The following is a 15402-nucleotide window of genomic DNA, read 5'->3' on the forward strand; positions in this document are numbered from 1 at the left end:
GCCCCTCCTCGCCCGCGGCCGGGCGCGCCCCCGTGCGGAGCCGACCGCCGTCGGCCGGCGGCCGGTCAGCCGCGCAGGACGACCAGGTCGTCGCGGTGGACGACCTCCCGCTCGTAGGCGGCGCCGAACTCCTGGGCCAGGTCTCGGGTGGACCGGCCGAGCAGGCGGGGCAACTCCCTCGCATCAAAGTTGACCAGTCCGCGCGCCACGATGTGGCCGTTTTCGGCAAGAAGGTCCACCGGATCGCCCGCGGCGAACTCGCCGTCCACCTTGACGACACCGGCAGGAAGCAAGGAGGCTCCGCCGGACACGACGGCGCGGACGGCACCGGCGTCGAGGTGCAGGGCTCCGCGCGGGCTGCTGGCGTGGGCCAGCCAGAGCATCCGGTCGGAGGAACGGCTGCCGGTGCGCAGGAAGAGGGTGCCGGTGGGGCGGCCGGACAGCGCGTCGGCGGCCTGGCTGGCGGCGGTGAGCACCACGGGGATCCCGGCGCCGGTGGCGATCCGGGCCGCCTCGACCTTGGTGACCATGCCGCCGGTGCCGACGCCCGCCTTGCCGGCGCTGCCGATCTCGATGCCGTCCAGGTCGTGCGGGCCGGCCACCTCGGCGATCCGGCTGGTGCCGGGGCGGCTGGGGTCGCCGTCGTAGAGGCCGTCCACGTCGGAGAGCAGGACCAGCAGGTCGGCCCGGACCAGGTGGGCGACCAGGGCGGCCAGCCGGTCGTTGTCACCGAACTTGATTTCGGCGGTGGCGACGGTGTCGTTCTCGTTGACGACCGGCATCGCGCCCATCGCCAGCAGCTGGTCGAGGGTCCGGTAGGCGTTGCGGTAGTGGGCGCGGCGGCTGGCGTCCTCGGCGGTCAGCAGCACCTGGCCGACCCGGATGCCGTAGCGGGCGAAGGAGGCGGTGTAGCGGGCGACCAGCAGGCCCTGGCCGACGCTGGCGGCGGCCTGCTGGCGGGCGAGGTCCTTGGGGCGGCGTTCCAGGCCGAGCGGGGCGAGGCCCGCGGCGATGGCGCCGGAGGAGACGAGGACGACCTCGGGGGCGTCGTCGCGGGCGCGCACCTTGGCGATGGCGTCGACGAGGGCGTCGACGCGGTCGGCGTCGAGGCCGCCGGCCGCCGTGGTGAGTGAGGAGGAGCCGACCTTGACGACGATCCGGCGTGCGGTCAGCACCTCCGCCCGCAGGGAGTCCTCGCTCATCTCGCTGTTCGCCCTTCAGATGTGGTGCGGTCACGGCGGGACCGGGCCCGGCCGCCGCCCCCGCAATCTACGCGATCGCCACGGACCGTCCGCAGCGCGTTCCATCCGCCGGACGGCAGCCGGCGGCCGGTCGGCAGCCGGACCGCGGCCGGCCGGCGAAACGGCCGGCGAAGCGGCCTGCGGCAACGGCGGCGGCACCGACGGTGCCCGGGCCGCCGCGCGGGCGCCCCCGACACCGGCCGCGCCCCGTCAACGAGCAGGCCCCCACCGCCCGTTCGGGCGATGGGGGCCATCCGGTCCGGTACCGGCTCAGTCTTCCTCGTCGTCGCCCTCGACGGCGGCCTGACGACCGCTGGAGAGCGCCTCGAAGGCGAGGAACTCGGACTCGGCGGCGTCCCGGCCCTTCGCCTTCTCGCGGCGGCGGTCGACCGCCGGGCGCGGGTTCTCGAAGCGGTGGTCCTCACCGCGGCGGCCGAGCATCTCCGCACCGGCGGCCAGGGTCGGCTCCCAGTCGAAGACGACGGCGTTCTCCTCGGGACCGATGATGACGGTGTCGCCCTCCTGGGCGCCGACCTTCCAGAGCTTCTCCTCGATACCGAGGCGGGCCAGCCGGTCGGCGAGGTAGCCGACGGCCTCGTCGTTGGAGAAGTCGGTCTGGCGGACCCAGCGCTCCGGCTTGACGCCGCGGATGCGGAAGGCGCCGTCCTCCTCGGTGATGGTGAAGCCCGCGTCGTCGACGGCGGCCGGCCGCAGCACGATCCGGGTGGACTCCTCGATCGGCTTGGCGGCGCGGGCCTCGCCGACGATCTGGGCCAGCGCGAAGCTCAGCTCGCGCAGACCCTTGCGGGAGGCCGCGGAGACCTCGAAGACCCGGTAGCCGCGCTCCTCCAGCGAGGCGCGGGTGAGGTCGGCGATGTCCTGGCCGTCCGGCACGTCGACCTTGTTGAGCGCGACCAGGCGCGGCCGGTCCTCCAGACCGCCGTACTCGGCCAGCTCGGCCTCGATGGTCTCCAGGTCGCTCAGCGGGTCGCGGCCGGGCTCCAGGGTGGCGCAGTCGAGCACGTGCACCAGCACCGAGCAGCGCTCGACGTGCCGCAGGAACTCCAGGCCGAGGCCCCTGCCCTGGCTGGCGCCGGGGATCAGCCCGGGCACGTCGGCGATGGTGTAGACGGTCTCGCCGGCGGTGACCACACCGAGGTTGGGGATCAGGGTGGTGAAGGGGTAGTCCGCGATCTTCGGCTTGGCGGCGGAGAGCACCGAGATCAGCGAGGACTTGCCGGCGCTCGGGTAGCCGACCAGGGCCACGTCGGCGACGGACTTGAGCTCCATGACGATGTCACGGGCGTCACCGGGCTCGCCGAGCAGCGCGAAGCCGGGGGCCTTGCGGCGCGCCGAGGCGAGGGCCGCGTTGCCGAGGCCGCCGCGGCCGCCCTGGGCGGCGACGAAGCTGGTGCCGTGGCCGACCAGGTCGGCGAGCACGTTGCCCTGCCGGTCGAGCACGACGGTGCCGTCCGGCACGGAGAGGACGAGGTCCTGCCCGTCGGCACCGGTGCGGTTGCCGCCGGCACCGGGCTTGCCGTTGGTCGCCTTGCGCTTGGGCGAGTGGTGGTACTCCAGCAGGGTGGTCACCTGCGCGTCGACGGTGAGGATGACGCTGCCGCCCTCGCCGCCGTTGCCGCCGTCCGGGCCGCCGAGCGGCTTGAACTTCTCCCGGTGCACGGAGGCGCAGCCGTGGCCCCCGTTACCCGCGGCGACGTGGAGCTCGACGCGGTCCACGAAGGTGGTCATGGGGTGTGCCTCCAGTACGAAGAAGTCTGCGGTGCGATGTCGCTACCTGCGGTAAAGCACGGAGGGTGGACCGGAACATTCCGGCCCACCCTCCATTGTGAGTCTGGTGTGACTCAGGCCTCGGTGGCCACGATGTTGACGACCTTGCGGCCGCGGCGGGTGCCGAACTGCACAGCACCGGCGGTCAGCGCGAACAGGGTGTCGTCGCCACCGCGGCCGACACCGGCACCCGGGTGGAAGTGGGTGCCGCGCTGGCGGACGATGATCTCGCCGGCCGAGACGACCTGGCCGCCGAAGCGCTTGACGCCGAGGCGCTGGGCGTTCGAGTCACGGCCGTTACGGGTAGAGCTTGCGCCCTTCTTGTGTGCCATCTCGCTATCCCCTTACTTGCTGACGGAGTCGATGCTCGTGATCCGCACAGCGGTGTGCTGCTGGCGGTGACCCTGGCGGCGACGGTAACCGGTCTTGTTCTTGTAGCGAAGGATGACGATCTTGTCGCCCTTGGTCTGGTCGACCACCTCGGCGTGAGCCTTCACGCCGGCCAGCACCCACGGGTCGGAGGTGACATCGTCACCGTCGACGACCAGGATGGTGGAGAGCTCCACCGAGTCACCCGGCTTGGCCTCGATACGGTCGATCTCCAGCACGTCGCCGATGGCGACCTTGTGCTGGCGGCCGCCTGCGCGAACGATCGCGTACATGCGGTACCCACTTTCCCAACTCGGTCGGAGCTCCTGATGCCAGCCACCTGGGTACGGACACAGGGGCCTCCCCCGGGCATCTCTGACGAGGACCCGGAAGGTGATGTGCTCGGGAGCAAGGCGTAGACACGCCGATGTTCAAGAATACGGACCGGCCGCCCCTGGGGCAAACCGGCCCGTACGGGCCCGGGACGGACGGGGTCCGTCCCGGGCCGGGCACTACTCGGCCGCCGTATCACCCTCGGCGGCCGCCGCCTTCTTGGCCGCCGCGCTCGTCCGCTTGGTGGCGGTCTTGCGGGCGGTGGTCTTCTTGGCCGCCGTCGTCGTCGTCTTCTTGACGGCGGCGGTGGTCTTCTTCGCGGCGGTCTTGCGGGCGGCCCGCTTCTTCGGCGCCGGCGCCTCCTCGGCGGGCTCCTCGGACACGGTCCCCTCGGGGGCCGTCTCCTCGGGCGCCTCCGGGGCGACCGCCTCGGCGGCCTCCTCGGTGACGGCCGGCTCCACCGCCGGCTCGACGGCGGCCTCGGCGGCCGCGGCGGCCTCGGTGACCGGGGCCTCCTCGGCGGGCTTCTCGGCGGCCGCGAAGGCCGACTCCAGCGCCGCCTCGGCCTTGGCCTGCAGCACCACGATCTCCGCCCCGCCCGGCGCCCCGGCCGGAGCCGTCGCCTTGCGCACCGCACGGCGGCGGGTACGCCCGGCGGGCGCCGCGGCGGGCGCCGGGGCCTGCGCCGCCGGCTCCACCACGGGCTCCGCGGCGGCCTCGGCGACCGGCTCGGCCTCGGCGGGAGCCTCGGCCCCCGGCACCTCGATCGCCAGCTGGCCCTCGATCTCCTCGCGCACCGGGGCCTCGAAGGGCTCGATGTCGAACTCCTCGACGGCCTCCAGGGCCTCCGCGGCCTCGACGGCCTGCGGCTCCTCGTGGGCCGCACCGCCCTTGCCCCGGCGGCGGCGCTTGCCGCTGCCCGCCTCCACGGCGGCGACGGCGCCGCCGTTGCCGTGGGAGTGGCTGCTCGGCTGCTCCATGTGGACGATCACGCCGCGGCCGTTGCAGTGCACGCACGGCTCGGAGAACGACTCCAGCAGGCCCTGGCCGACCCGCTTGCGGGTCATCTGCACCAGACCCAGCGAGGTGACCTCGGCCACCTGGTGCTTGGTCCGGTCCCGGCCCAGGCACTCCAGCAGGCGGCGCAGCACGAGGTCCCGGTTGGACTCCAGGACCATGTCGATGAAGTCGATCACGATGATGCCGCCGAGGTCGCGCAGCCGCAGCTGGCGCACGATCTCCTCGGCCGCCTCGATGTTGTTCCGGGTGACCGTCTCCTCCAGGTTGCCGCCCTGGCCGACGAACTTCCCGGTGTTGACGTCGATGACGATCATCGCTTCGGTGCGGTCGATCACCAGCGAGCCGCCGCTGGGCAGCCAGACCTTGCGGTCCAGCGCCTTCATCAGCTGCTCGTCGATCCGGTAGGTGGCGAAGACGTCCACCTCGGAGGTCCACCGCTGGAGCCGGCCGGCGAGGTCCGGCGCCACATTGGAGACGTAGTCGTGGATGGTGTTCCACGCCTCGGTGCCGGAGACGATGACCTTGGTGAAGTCCTCGTTGAAGATGTCGCGGACGACCCGGACGGTCATGTCCGGCTCGCCGTACAGCAGGGCCGGCGCGTTGCCGCTGGTGGCCCGCTTCTGGATGTCCTCCCACTGCTGCTGCAGCCGCTGGACGTCGCGGGTCAGCTCCTCCTCGGAGGCGCCCTCGGCGGCGGTGCGCACGATGACGCCCGCGTCGTCCGGGACGATCTTCTTGAGGATCTGCTTCAGGCGGGCGCGCTCGTTCTCCGGCAGCTTGCGGGAGATGCCGGTCATCGAGCCCTCGGGCACGTACACCAGGTAGCGGCCCGGCAGCGAGATCTGGCTGGTCAGACGGGCGCCCTTGTGGCCGATCGGGTCCTTGGAGACCTGCACCAGCACGGACTGGCCGGACTTCAGCACCGACTCGATCCGGCGCGGGCCGCCGTGGCCGCCCAGCGCGCCGAAGTTGACCTCACCGGCGTACAGCACCGCGTTGCGGCCCTTGCCGATGTCGACGAAGGCGGCCTCCATCGACGGCAGCACGTTCTGGACCTTGCCCAGGTAGACGTTGCCGACGTACGAGGTGGCCTGCTCCTTGTTGACGTAGTGCTCGACCAGGACGCCGTCCTCCAGGACGCCGATCTGGGTCCGCTGGCCGTTCTGGCGCACCACCATGACGCGCTCGACCGACTCGCGGCGGGCCAGGAACTCGGCCTCGGTGATGATCGGCACCCGGCGGCGGCCCAGCTCGCGGCCCTCACGGCGGCGCTGCTTCTTGGCCTCCAGACGGGTGGAGCCCTTGATGGACTGCACCTCGTCCGGGTCGAAGGACGGCTCGCTGGAGCGGCGGCGCGGCTCGCGCACCTTCACCACCGTGCGGACGCCGTCCTCGGTGGTCTCGGGGGCCTCGACGGCACCGGCCTCACCGCTGCGGCGGCGACGGCGACGGCGGCGACGGGAGGAGGACAGGCCGGCGGCGAGGTCGTCCTCGTCGTCCTCCTCGTCCTCGGCGGCGGCGAGCGCCTCGTCGGCGGCCTTCCCGGCCTCCGTGGTCTCGGCCTCGGTCTCCTCGGCCTCACCGCGGCGGCGGCGACGGCCACCCCGGCGGCGGCGGCGCGACGGACGGCCGTCCTCCCACTCGTCCTCGGCCTCGGGGCCGGTGACGGGGGCCTCGACCGCGGGCGCCTCGACCGGCTCGACGACGACGGCGGCGGCGCGCTTCTCCGCGACGGGCTTCTCCGCGACGGGCTTCTCGACGACCGGCCGCTCGACGACCGGCTTCGCGGCGGCCGGCTTCTCCGCGGCGGCCCTCCGCTGCCGGGACGGGGCCTGCACCCGGACCTGGGTGCGGGTGCGACGGCGGCGGCCGACTCCGCTGTACTCGAACTCGTCCTCCTCCTCGCGCTGCTCCGGCGCCTCGGCGGCCTCGACCGGGGCCTCGGCCTGGGCGGCCGCCGCGGCGGGCTGCGCCGCGGGCGGGGCGACGTAGGGGGCCGGCTCCTGGAAGACCGGGGCCTGGAAGATCGCGGTGGACGGGCGGACCGCGCGGCGGCGCACCCGGCCGGTGACCGGCTCGGGCTCGACGACCGGGGCGGGCGCCGGGGCGGCCTCCTCGGCCGCGGGCTCCTCGACGACCGGCTCCTCCTCGGCCACCGGCTCCTCGGCGACCGGCTCCTCGACCGGGGCCTCGACGACCGGGGTCGCCTCGACCACACGGCGGCGGCGGGCGCGGCGGGCGGGTGCGGCGGGCGCCTCCTCGACCGGGGCGGCCTCGACGGCGGCGGGCTCCTGGGCGACGGGCGCCTCCTCGGCGGCCGGCACCTCGACCAGAGCGGCCTCGGCCTTCTTGCGGGTCCGGCGGGCCCGCGCGGGCTTCTCGGCGGCGGTCTCCACCGTCGCGGCGGCCTTCGCGGCCGGCTCCTCGGCGGGCGCCTGCGCCGCACCGGCGTCCGGCGCGGTGACGACGATGGAGGTGGCCTCCGGGGCCCCGGCGGGCGCCTCGGCCCGCTTGCGGGTCCGGCGGGCGCGCACCGGCTTCTCCGCCACCGGTTCGGCGACGGGCGTCTCGGCGGCGGCCGGCGTCTCGGCCGGCTTCACCTCGGCCTCGGCCGGGATGACCGTCTCGGCGGGCGCCGAGGCCGCGCCCTGCGGCGTACCGGCCGGGCGGGACACCGCGCGGCGGCGCCGGCGCGGCGGCGCGGCGGACGCGCCGTCGCCACCGGTCACGGCGGTGTCGTTCTGTTCCGTTGCCGCAGACTGCTGCGGATCGGTGTTATCGAGCATGCGGGTGGATCTCCCGTCAGGCCCCCGGGCTCCGCATCCTGGCACGGCGGGGCACCGGTGGTGCCGGCCGGCATCGCGATGATGCTCGGGCCGGGACCTTCACGGTGCCGCCGCGCGGACGCGAGGCCGCACAGGGGCTCATAGTCTCGCTCGGCGCCCCGCCCTCGGCGGGGTGTCGAAAGTCTTCTGGTCTGACCAGTCTTCTGAGGTTTTCCCAAGCTGCGCCGTCCCCCAACCCCGGGTGGCTCCCGGACGGGGTCCTCGGGCCCACCGACCATCGGGGTCGGCGGGCCGCAAGAGGCCGGCCTGTGCTTCGACGACGCTCGCTCCCCTGGGGAGCAGCGGGGGCCTGGAGGACCAGCGGGCCCAGTGCGAACTGGACCCGGCCTCCGCCCGCTAGGCGGACGCGGTTGCGCGCGGCTCGCCGGCCGTCAGAGGGACGGCCTGGGCCGCGGCGCGGTCGAGCGCCAACGGGTCGGTCACCGTGCCGGTCCCCTCGTCGAGCGGCCCCTGCGCCAGCCTGGTCACCTCTGCGGGGACCGGCGGCGCCAGGTCGGCCGTCGCACGGAGACCGGACAACACGTCGTCGGGTCGTACGGCGGGTGTGGCGTGTCGTACTACCAGGCGCAGTATCGCACAGGGACGCCCGGTCCGAACATCGCGGCCCCCTTCGCCGTCCGTGTCCGCACCGCCGTCGACCTGCGACGGGGCGATTTCGAGGGCCGCCACCGCCCCGCGCGCGTCGAAGACCCGCACGCCGTTCTTGGTGAGGCGTTCGACCTCGACCCGCTCCTGGGCCAGGAACAGCCCGATCGCGCGGGCCGCGTCCTCCGGGGTGACACCGTCCAGGCGGACCTGCCACTCGGAGGCCTCCAGGCGCTCCACGAAGTTGGGCGTCTGGACCTCGACCGCGTCGATGACGTCCAGACCGGGGGGCAGCGACTGGTCCAGTTGGGCGCGCAGCGCCTCGGGGTCGCGCGCTGCGGCGAGCCCGATCTCCAGGTACTCCGCCTCGCTGGCCACGCCGGTCGGCGCGGCGTTGGCGTAGGAGACCTTCGGGTGCGGGGTGAAGCCGGCCGAGTAGGCCATCGGCACCGCCGACCGGCGCAGGGCGCGCTCGAAGGCGCGCTGGAAGTCGCGGTGGCTGGTGAAGCGGAGCCGGCCGCGCTTGGTGTAGCGGAGACGGATCCGCTGCACCGTCGGCGCGGGCGGCGGACCGTCGGGCGTACGGCGTGCCAGGGTCGCTCAGTCCTTAGTCAGTTGTCCCCGTCCGTCGCGGCGGCGGTTTCCCGCCACTGTCCGGACTCTGTCACCTCAAAGGGTACGCGCCCCCGCCACCCCCTCGCTCCGCCCCTGGCCAGGGACACCGCGGCCGCGCGGCCGGAACCGGGGCCGGGGCGCCCCGCCGGGTGTCCGGCGGGGCGCCCCGAAGGTCGCTACTTGACCACGGTCAGCGGCAGGAGCTTCTTGCCGGTGGGGCCGATCTGGATACTGGTGTCCATCTGGGGACACACCCCGCAGTCGAAGCAGGGGGTCCAGCGGCAGTCGTCGACCTCGACCTCCTCCAGCGCGTCCTGCCAGTCCTCCCAGAGCCAGTCCTTGTCGAGGCCGCTGTCCAGGTGGTCCCAGGGCAGCACCTCCTCGTAGGTGCGCTCACGGGTGGTGTACCAGTCGACGTCGACCCCGGTGCCGGCCAGGCCCTTCTCGGCGGAGGCCATCCAGCGGTCGTACGAGAAGTGCTCGCGCCAGCCGTCGAAACGGCCGCCGTCCTCGTAGACCGCCCGGATGACGGCGCCGATCCGGCGGTCGCCGCGGGAGAGCAGGCCCTCGACGATGCCGGGCTTGCCGTCGTGGTAGCGGTAGCCGATGTTCTTGCCGTACTTGCGGTCCCCGCGGATGGAGTCGCGCAGCTTGGCGAGGCGGGCGTCGGTGGCCTCGGCGGACAGCTGCGGGGCCCACTGGAACGGGGTGTGCGGCTTGGGCACGAACCCGCCGATGGAGACGGTGCAGCGGATGTCGTTCTGGCCGGTGACCTCGCGGCCCTTCTGGATGACGTTCTTCGCCATCTCACCGATCTGGAGCACGTCCTCGTCGGTCTCGGTGGGCAGGCCGCACATGAAGTACAGCTTCACCTGGCGCCAGCCGTTGCCGTAGGCGGTGGCGACGGTGCGGATGAGGTCCTCCTCCGACACCATCTTGTTGATCACCTTGCGCATGCGCTCACTGCCGCCCTCGGGGGCGAAGGTGAGGCCGGAGCGGCGGCCGTTGCGGCTCAGCTCGTTGGCGAGGTCGATGTTGAAGGCGTCGACGCGGGTGGACGGCAGCGACAGGCCGATCTTGTCCTCGGCGTAGCGGTCCGCCAGGCCCTTGGCGACGTCGGCGATCTCGGTGTGGTCGGCGGAGGAGAGCGACAGCAGGCCGACCTCCTCGAAGCCGGTGGCCTTCAGCCCGCGCTCCACCATCTCGCCGATGCCGGTGATGCTTCGCTCCCGCACGGGGCGCGTGATCATGCCGGCCTGGCAGAAGCGGCAGCCGCGGGTGCAGCCGCGGAAGATCTCGACGGACATCCGCTCGTGCACGGTCTCGGCGAGCGGGACGAGCGGCTGCTTGGGGTAGGGCCACTCGTCGAGGTCCATGACGGTGTGCTTGGAGACCCGCCACGGCACGCCGGGGGCGTTGGGCACGACACGGGCGATCCGGCCGTCGGGCAGGTACTCGACGTCGTAGAAGGCGGGCACGTACACGCCGCCGGTGCGCGCCAGGCGCAGCAGCAGTTCCTCACGCCCGCCGGGGCGGCCCTCCTCCTTCCAGGCCCGGACGATCCTGGTGATGTCGAGCACGGCCTGCTCGCCGTCGCCGACGACGGCGCAGTCGATGAAGTCCGCGATCGGCTCGGGGTTGAACGCGGCGTGGCCGCCGGCCAGCACGATCGGGTCGTCGATGCCCCGGTCCCGGGCGTTCAGCGGGATGCCGGCCAGGTCGAGGGCGGTGAGCATGTTGGTGTAGCCGAGCTCGGTGGAGAAGGAGAGCCCGAACACGTCGAAGGCGCGCACCGGCCGGTGGGCGTCGACGGTGAACTGGGGGACGCCGTGCTCGCGCATCAGCGCTTCCAGGTCCGGCCAGACGCTGTAGGTGCGCTCGGCCAGCACGCCCTCCTGCTCGTTGAGCACCTCGTAGAGGATCATGACGCCCTGGTTGGGCAGTCCGACCTCGTAGGCGTCGGGGTACATCAGCGCCCAGCGGACGTCGCAGGCGTCCCAGTCCTTGACGGTCGAGTTGAGCTCGCCGCCGACGTACTGGATCGGCTTCTGGACGTGCGGGAGGAGGGCCTCCAGGCGTGGGAAGACCGATTCGACAGTCATGTACTAGGAACCCTTACGACGTTTGACGACCGCCGCGCTCACTGGGGGCGGCGACTGGGTGGGGTGACCCTCAAGGGTAGCCGAATCGGGACCGGCTCTTCCCGGCCCTCGGGCCGCCGACTCCCGGGCGGCCGGGGGCGCCCCGGCGGGTGAACGCCGCCCGACGGTGCGGCGTCGACGGTGGTTGACACGTTCGGAGGCCGCGTGCGGTACTGGCAAGGCTCTGCCGGAGGGTCCTGTACGCCGTCGAGGCAAGGGAGTTGACCATGCACAACGCAACCGGCCCCGGCCTCGCGCCCGGGACGGCGGTCCTCCCGCCCGGAACCGCGGGCGGCTGACCCACCGCGGCGGACCGGTACCGGCTGCGGCGAGGCCGCCCCGCACGCGGTAGCCGGACGGCCCTCCCGGGTATGCCCCGCAGGGCGAACCCCTCGCAGCACCTTCCCGACCTCCCCGCAACGCCTTCCCCGACCTCCCCGCAGCACCTTCCCGCAGCACCGCCAGCACCTCCCCCGCAGCACGACCCCCTCACCAGAGCCCCCCGAGGACAGCCCCCGAGGACAGGCCACACCGCCGCCCGTGCACGGGCGTGCCCGAGGACAGGAGAGCCATGACCGACACGGGCCCACGGGTACGCCGGATCGACCCGCCGCGCCAGGAAACCGAGGGCTACCCGACGGTGGCCCGCGCCGTCTCGGCCGCCCACCGGCTGGCCCGCCGCCACCCCGACCGGTGCCGCGTCCGCGAGGTGGGCCGCTCCCGCGCCGGCCGGCCGCTGGTGCTGCTCTCCGTCGACGACGGGGAGCACGCCGTGCTGGCGGTCGGCGGACCGCACCCGAACGAGCCGGTGGGCGTGGCCGCCGCGGTCCGGCTGGCCGAGCGGGTGCTGGAGCTGCCGCCCCGCCCCGGCGCCGGCTGGCACGTGCTGCTCTGCCTGGATCCGGACGGCGCCGCCCTCAACGAGGGCTGGCTGCACGGCCCGCTCACCCCGGCGCGGCACTACGAGCACTTCTTCCGGCCCGCGTTCGACGAGCAGCCCGAACTGCCGCCGGCCCCGGACGGCGGCCGCCCGCCGATGCCGGAGAGCCTGGCGCTGACCGGCCTGATCGACGAGCTGCGCCCGGTCCTGCAGTGCTCGCTGCACGGCGTGGACTTCGGCGGCGCGTTCGTGCAGCTGACCCGGCCGCTGCCGGGGCTGGCCGAGGGGTTCGCGCGGTCGGTGGCGCGGGCCGGGATCCCGCTGGACGTCGACTCCTACGACGCGGTCGGCTGGGACAGTCCGGCCCCCGGCGCGTACGTGATGCCGGCGCCGGGCGGCGGTTCGCAGGCGCTGCCGGACCGTCCGGAGCTGTCCACCTGGTCGTACGCGGGCCGGTACGGCGGGGTGACGGCCGTGCTGGAGGTGCCGATGTGGGCGATAGACGCGGTCGGCGACTCCCGCCGGCACCCCAACGCGCGCGCCGCCGTGCGGGCCGCCGCCCGCACGCTGGGCGACCGGGTGGAGGAGCTGGTCGGGCTGCTGCCGCAGGTGCCGCCGCACGCCGGGGTGGCATACGGGCCGCTGCTGCGCTCGATCGAGTTCAACCTGGAGGTCTGCCCGCTGCTGCTGGAGGAGTGGCGGACCGAGTGGTCGGAGGCGCCGCTGTCGGTGTCCCGGGTGACGACCGCCCGGATCGTCGCCGAGCGGCTGCCGCTGCGGGTCGCCTCGATGCTGCTGCGGCTGCTCGCGGACTCCGGCGGGCCGGCGGCGGACGCGGCCAGGGCGCGGGCCCGGACGATCGTCGCGTCGAGCCTGGACGGCCTGCACCGGCTGGGCGTCCGCTGGGTGCCGGTGGACTGCCAGGTCTCGCACCAGGCCCGGGCGGCGCTGGCCGCCGCCGATCTCCTGCTGCCGGCCTGACCTCCCGCCGCCGGGCCCCGTCCGGCCGGCCTGACCTCCCGCCGCCGGCGGTCCCCCGGTGCCGGCCCGACCCCCGTCCGGCGGGCCGGGGGTCGGGCCGGGGTCAGGCCCCCGGCCGGCCGATCCGGGCGACCAGCGGCCGCAGGAAGGGCGCGGCCAGGCCGGCCAGCCGGTGTTCCCCCTCCGGGGTGGGGTGCAGGCCGTCCGCGTAGAGCCCGTCCGCCTCGGCGACCGGCAGCACGTCCCGGCCGTCGACCAGGTGCAGCCGGCGGTCGCCCAGCCGCTGGAGCACCCGGACGGCCGTGGCGGTGAGGTCGCGGACGTCCGCCAGGGTCAGGCCGGCCGCGTTGACCGCCTTCTCGCGATCCACCGAGGGCAGGGCGGCGATGACGGCGATCGGGGTGTCCGGCTGCCCGTCCCGGATCGTCTCGACGAAGCCGCAGACGGCGGGCCCCCAGCTGCGGGCGGTGAACGTCGAGCGGATGTAGGCGTTGGTGCCGATCTCCAGGGTGACCAGGTCGGCTGGGGTGTCCCGGATCACCCGGGCGACCAGCGGGTCCAGGTAGGCCTCGCCGGCGAACCCGAGGTTGCGCAGCCGCCAGCCGTGGCGGCGGGCGAGCAGGGCGGTCCAGCTCGCGGAGGGCCCGTCGGGGAACATCGCGTGGGTCAGGGAGCTGCCGTAGGCGATCCAGCGCGGGCCGGTGCGGTCGACGGGCTCCAGCAGCCGGTGGCCGCGGAGGCCGACCGCGGCGAGCCGGGTGCGGGACAGGTGCGGCAGCCAGACCTCCACCTCCGCCGGGCGGCCCGGCAGCGCCAGGGCGAGCCGGGTGCGGCCGGGTCCGAGGTGGCGCCGGTGGAGGAGTTCTCCGTCGGCGAGGACGTCGAGGGGCGCGGTGCCCGGTTCGGCGGCGAGGTCGAGCAGCAGCGCGGTGGCGTCGGTGCGGACGGCGAACCGGGCTCCGGCCGGGATCCGGGCGAGCCGGACGAAGTTGTCCGAGAGCACGGTGCCGAGGCGTTCCTGCGGGATCCGCAGGGGCAGGACGGCGCCGCCGGTCCGTTCGAAGCCGCAGACGCCGTCCCAGCCGAGCCGCCCGTCCGCGGGGTCGAGCCACTCCTCCCCCGCCGCTTCGCCGCCCGCCGCGGCCGTCCCCCCGCCGCGGTCGTCCGCAGCCGTGCCCGTTCCGCCCCCGCCGGCCATCCCGCCCCCAAGTTGATCTGACTCTCAACAATCTGATGCTCGATCAAGTACGCTCGGAACGTAGCAGCGGAAATCATCTACCGTCAAACAATCTCGGGGGAGCGTTATGCTGGCCGTCCACGACCGAAGGAGTCCCGATGGCCGCCGCTCCCAGGACCGCCCGCCTCGCGTCACCGAGCAGGGCGGACGACAGCGGCGAGCGGGGGCGGTACTTCGCCGCACTCACCCGGGACCGCCCCGACATCGCGCTCTGCCGGGCCACCACCGCGGTCGCCCGGTCCATCGACGAGCAGCTCTCCGGCGCCCCGCTGACCGTGGCCCAGCACCTGGTGCTCAAGATGCTCGACGCCGTCGGCAGCTGCTCCCAGCAGGAGCTCAGCGAGCAGCTGCGGATCGACCGCAGCGTGATGGTCGGCTGCGTGGACGCCCTGGAGGCCGCCGGCCTGGTCAGCCGCGAGCGCCACCCGCGGGACCGCCGCGCCTACGCCGTCACCCCGACCCCCGACGGGGCCGCCGCCCTGGCCGACGCCGAGCGCGCCATCGCCCCCGTCCTGGACCACGCCTTCGCCGCACTCACCCCGGGCGAACGGGCGACCCTGGTCCGCCTCACCCGCAAGCTCCTCGACGTCCCGCCGGCCGACTGAGGCCCCGCCCCGCGCGGCCGGCCCATCCGACCGGAGGCCAAGGCCGTGCCCCACCCGCCCCACCTCGAACTGACCGCGGAACAGCTCCTCACCACGACCCGGGCCGTGCGCAAGCGGCTCGACCTCACCCGCCCGGTGGACCGGTCCCTGGTCGAGGAGTGCCTGGACCTCGCCGCCCAGGCCCCCACCGGCCGCAACCGCCAGCGCTGGGACTTCGTGATCGTCACCGATCCGGCCCGGCGCGCGGCCCTCGCCGACCTCTACCGGCTCGGCCTGGCCCGGCCCCGGCAGCCCGTCGTCCGCACCGGCCTGGACCGCACCACCGAGGACACCGACCGGCGGCAGCGCCTCGCCGAGAGCGCCCAGCACCTCTTCGACCACCTGCACGAGGTACCGGTCCTCGTGGTGCCCTGCGTCCGGATCGAGGGGCGGCACGAACTCGGCACGCACGTCGGCCAGGCCAACGCCTGGGGCTCGATCCTCCCCGCCACCTGGCAGTTCATGCTGGCCGCCCGGTCCCGCGGCCTCGGCACCGCCTGGACCACCCCGCACCTGCACTACGAGCGCGAGGCCGCCGAACTGCTCGGCGTCCCGTACGAGACGGTGGCCCAGGTCGCACTGGTCCCGCTCGCCCACACCATCGGCACCGACTTCCGCCCCGGCCCGCGCGTCCCCACCGACCGGATCGCGCACTGGGACACCTGGTAGCCCCGGGAACACCGGCGGGGCCGGTCCGGTACACACCCGGACCGGCCCCGCCG

At 74.5% G+C, this 15402-nt stretch carries 11 protein-coding genes; 3 read left to right on the top strand and 8 right to left on the bottom strand.

Features of this window, described 5'->3' with window-relative positions; all coding sequences use genetic code 11:
• Positions 1-65: 65 nt before the first annotated feature.
• From proB to OG550_RS12270, 7 genes are all read right to left on the bottom strand, one after another.
• Entirely contained in the window at positions 66-1202 is a 1137-nt protein-coding gene (gene proB, locus OG550_RS12240; protein ID WP_327676856.1) for a glutamate 5-kinase, read from the bottom strand.
• A gap of 309 nt (positions 1203-1511) precedes the next feature.
• Positions 1512-2990 (bottom strand): GTPase ObgE, encoded by a 1479-nt coding sequence (gene obgE / locus OG550_RS12245; protein ID WP_327676858.1) that lies wholly within the window; start codon positions 2988-2990, stop codon positions 1512-1514.
• Between the two features lie 113 nt (positions 2991-3103).
• The gene (rpmA, locus tag OG550_RS12250) at positions 3104-3361 is read right to left on the bottom strand and encodes a 50S ribosomal protein L27 (RefSeq protein WP_327676860.1); all 258 of its coding nucleotides are present in this window, start codon (positions 3359-3361) and stop codon (positions 3104-3106) included.
• A 12-nt stretch (positions 3362-3373) separates the two neighbouring features.
• Positions 3374-3691, bottom strand: a complete 318-nt coding sequence (rplU, locus tag OG550_RS12255) for a 50S ribosomal protein L21 (RefSeq protein ID WP_327676862.1) — start codon at positions 3689-3691, stop codon at positions 3374-3376.
• 219 nt (positions 3692-3910) lie between these two features.
• Complete coding sequence (locus tag OG550_RS12260; protein WP_327676864.1) at positions 3911-7537, bottom strand: Rne/Rng family ribonuclease; 3627 nt, start codon at positions 7535-7537, stop codon at positions 3911-3913.
• 396 nt (positions 7538-7933) lie between these two features.
• Entirely contained in the window at positions 7934-8734 is an 801-nt protein-coding gene (locus OG550_RS12265; protein WP_327676866.1) for a TIGR03936 family radical SAM-associated protein, read from the bottom strand.
• A 239-nt stretch (positions 8735-8973) separates the two neighbouring features.
• Complete coding sequence (locus OG550_RS12270) at positions 8974-10899, bottom strand: TIGR03960 family B12-binding radical SAM protein (RefSeq protein WP_327676868.1); 1926 nt, start codon at positions 10897-10899, stop codon at positions 8974-8976.
• A 610-nt stretch (positions 10900-11509) separates the two neighbouring features.
• Between OG550_RS12270 and OG550_RS12275 the strand changes: the two genes are divergently transcribed.
• Positions 11510-12799 carry a M14 family zinc carboxypeptidase gene (locus OG550_RS12275; protein ID WP_327676870.1) on the top strand — a complete coding sequence of 430 codons (1290 nt, stop codon included), beginning with the start codon at positions 11510-11512 and terminating at the stop codon, positions 12797-12799.
• A gap of 103 nt (positions 12800-12902) precedes the next feature.
• On the opposite strand, the gene OG550_RS12280 is transcribed toward OG550_RS12275, so the two are convergent.
• Entirely contained in the window at positions 12903-13997 is a 1095-nt protein-coding gene (locus OG550_RS12280) for a GDSL-type esterase/lipase family protein (RefSeq protein WP_327676872.1), read from the bottom strand.
• A 137-nt stretch (positions 13998-14134) separates the two neighbouring features.
• Here OG550_RS12280 and OG550_RS12285 point away from each other — a divergent pair, with 137 nt between their 5' ends.
• Together OG550_RS12285 and OG550_RS12290 are read left to right on the top strand one after the other, a co-directional pair.
• Positions 14135-14641 (top strand): MarR family winged helix-turn-helix transcriptional regulator, encoded by a 507-nt coding sequence (locus OG550_RS12285; protein ID WP_327676874.1) that lies wholly within the window; start codon positions 14135-14137, stop codon positions 14639-14641.
• A gap of 45 nt (positions 14642-14686) precedes the next feature.
• Entirely contained in the window at positions 14687-15349 is a 663-nt protein-coding gene (locus OG550_RS12290; protein ID WP_327676876.1) for a nitroreductase family protein, read from the top strand.
• Positions 15350-15402 lie beyond the last annotated feature (53 nt).

This window comes from Kitasatospora sp. NBC_00458, from assembly GCF_036013975.1.
Classification (GTDB): domain Bacteria; phylum Actinomycetota; class Actinomycetes; order Streptomycetales; family Streptomycetaceae; genus Kitasatospora.

What these genes read in the sequence shown, in the direction of transcription:
- proB (WP_327676856.1), bottom strand. Translation starts at nt 1,202, where the DNA reads ATGAGCGAGGACTCCCTGCGGGCGGAGGTGCTGACCGCACGCCGGATC.
- OG550_RS12275 (WP_327676870.1), top strand. Translation starts at nt 11,510, where the DNA reads ATGACCGACACGGGCCCACGGGTACGCCGGATCGACCCGCCGCGCCAG.
- OG550_RS12285 (WP_327676874.1), top strand. Translation starts at nt 14,135, where the DNA reads ATGGCCGCCGCTCCCAGGACCGCCCGCCTCGCGTCACCGAGCAGGGCG.
- OG550_RS12280 (WP_327676872.1), bottom strand. Translation starts at nt 13,997, where the DNA reads ATGGCCGGCGGGGGCGGAACGGGCACGGCTGCGGACGACCGCGGCGGG.
- OG550_RS12270 (WP_327676868.1), bottom strand. Translation starts at nt 10,899, where the DNA reads ATGACTGTCGAATCGGTCTTCCCACGCCTGGAGGCCCTCCTCCCGCAC.
- OG550_RS12260 (WP_327676864.1), bottom strand. Translation starts at nt 7,537, where the DNA reads ATGCTCGATAACACCGATCCGCAGCAGTCTGCGGCAACGGAACAGAAC.
- rplU (WP_327676862.1), bottom strand. Translation starts at nt 3,691, where the DNA reads ATGTACGCGATCGTTCGCGCAGGCGGCCGCCAGCACAAGGTCGCCATC.
- obgE (WP_327676858.1), bottom strand. Translation starts at nt 2,990, where the DNA reads ATGACCACCTTCGTGGACCGCGTCGAGCTCCACGTCGCCGCGGGTAAC.
- rpmA (WP_327676860.1), bottom strand. Translation starts at nt 3,361, where the DNA reads ATGGCACACAAGAAGGGCGCAAGCTCTACCCGTAACGGCCGTGACTCG.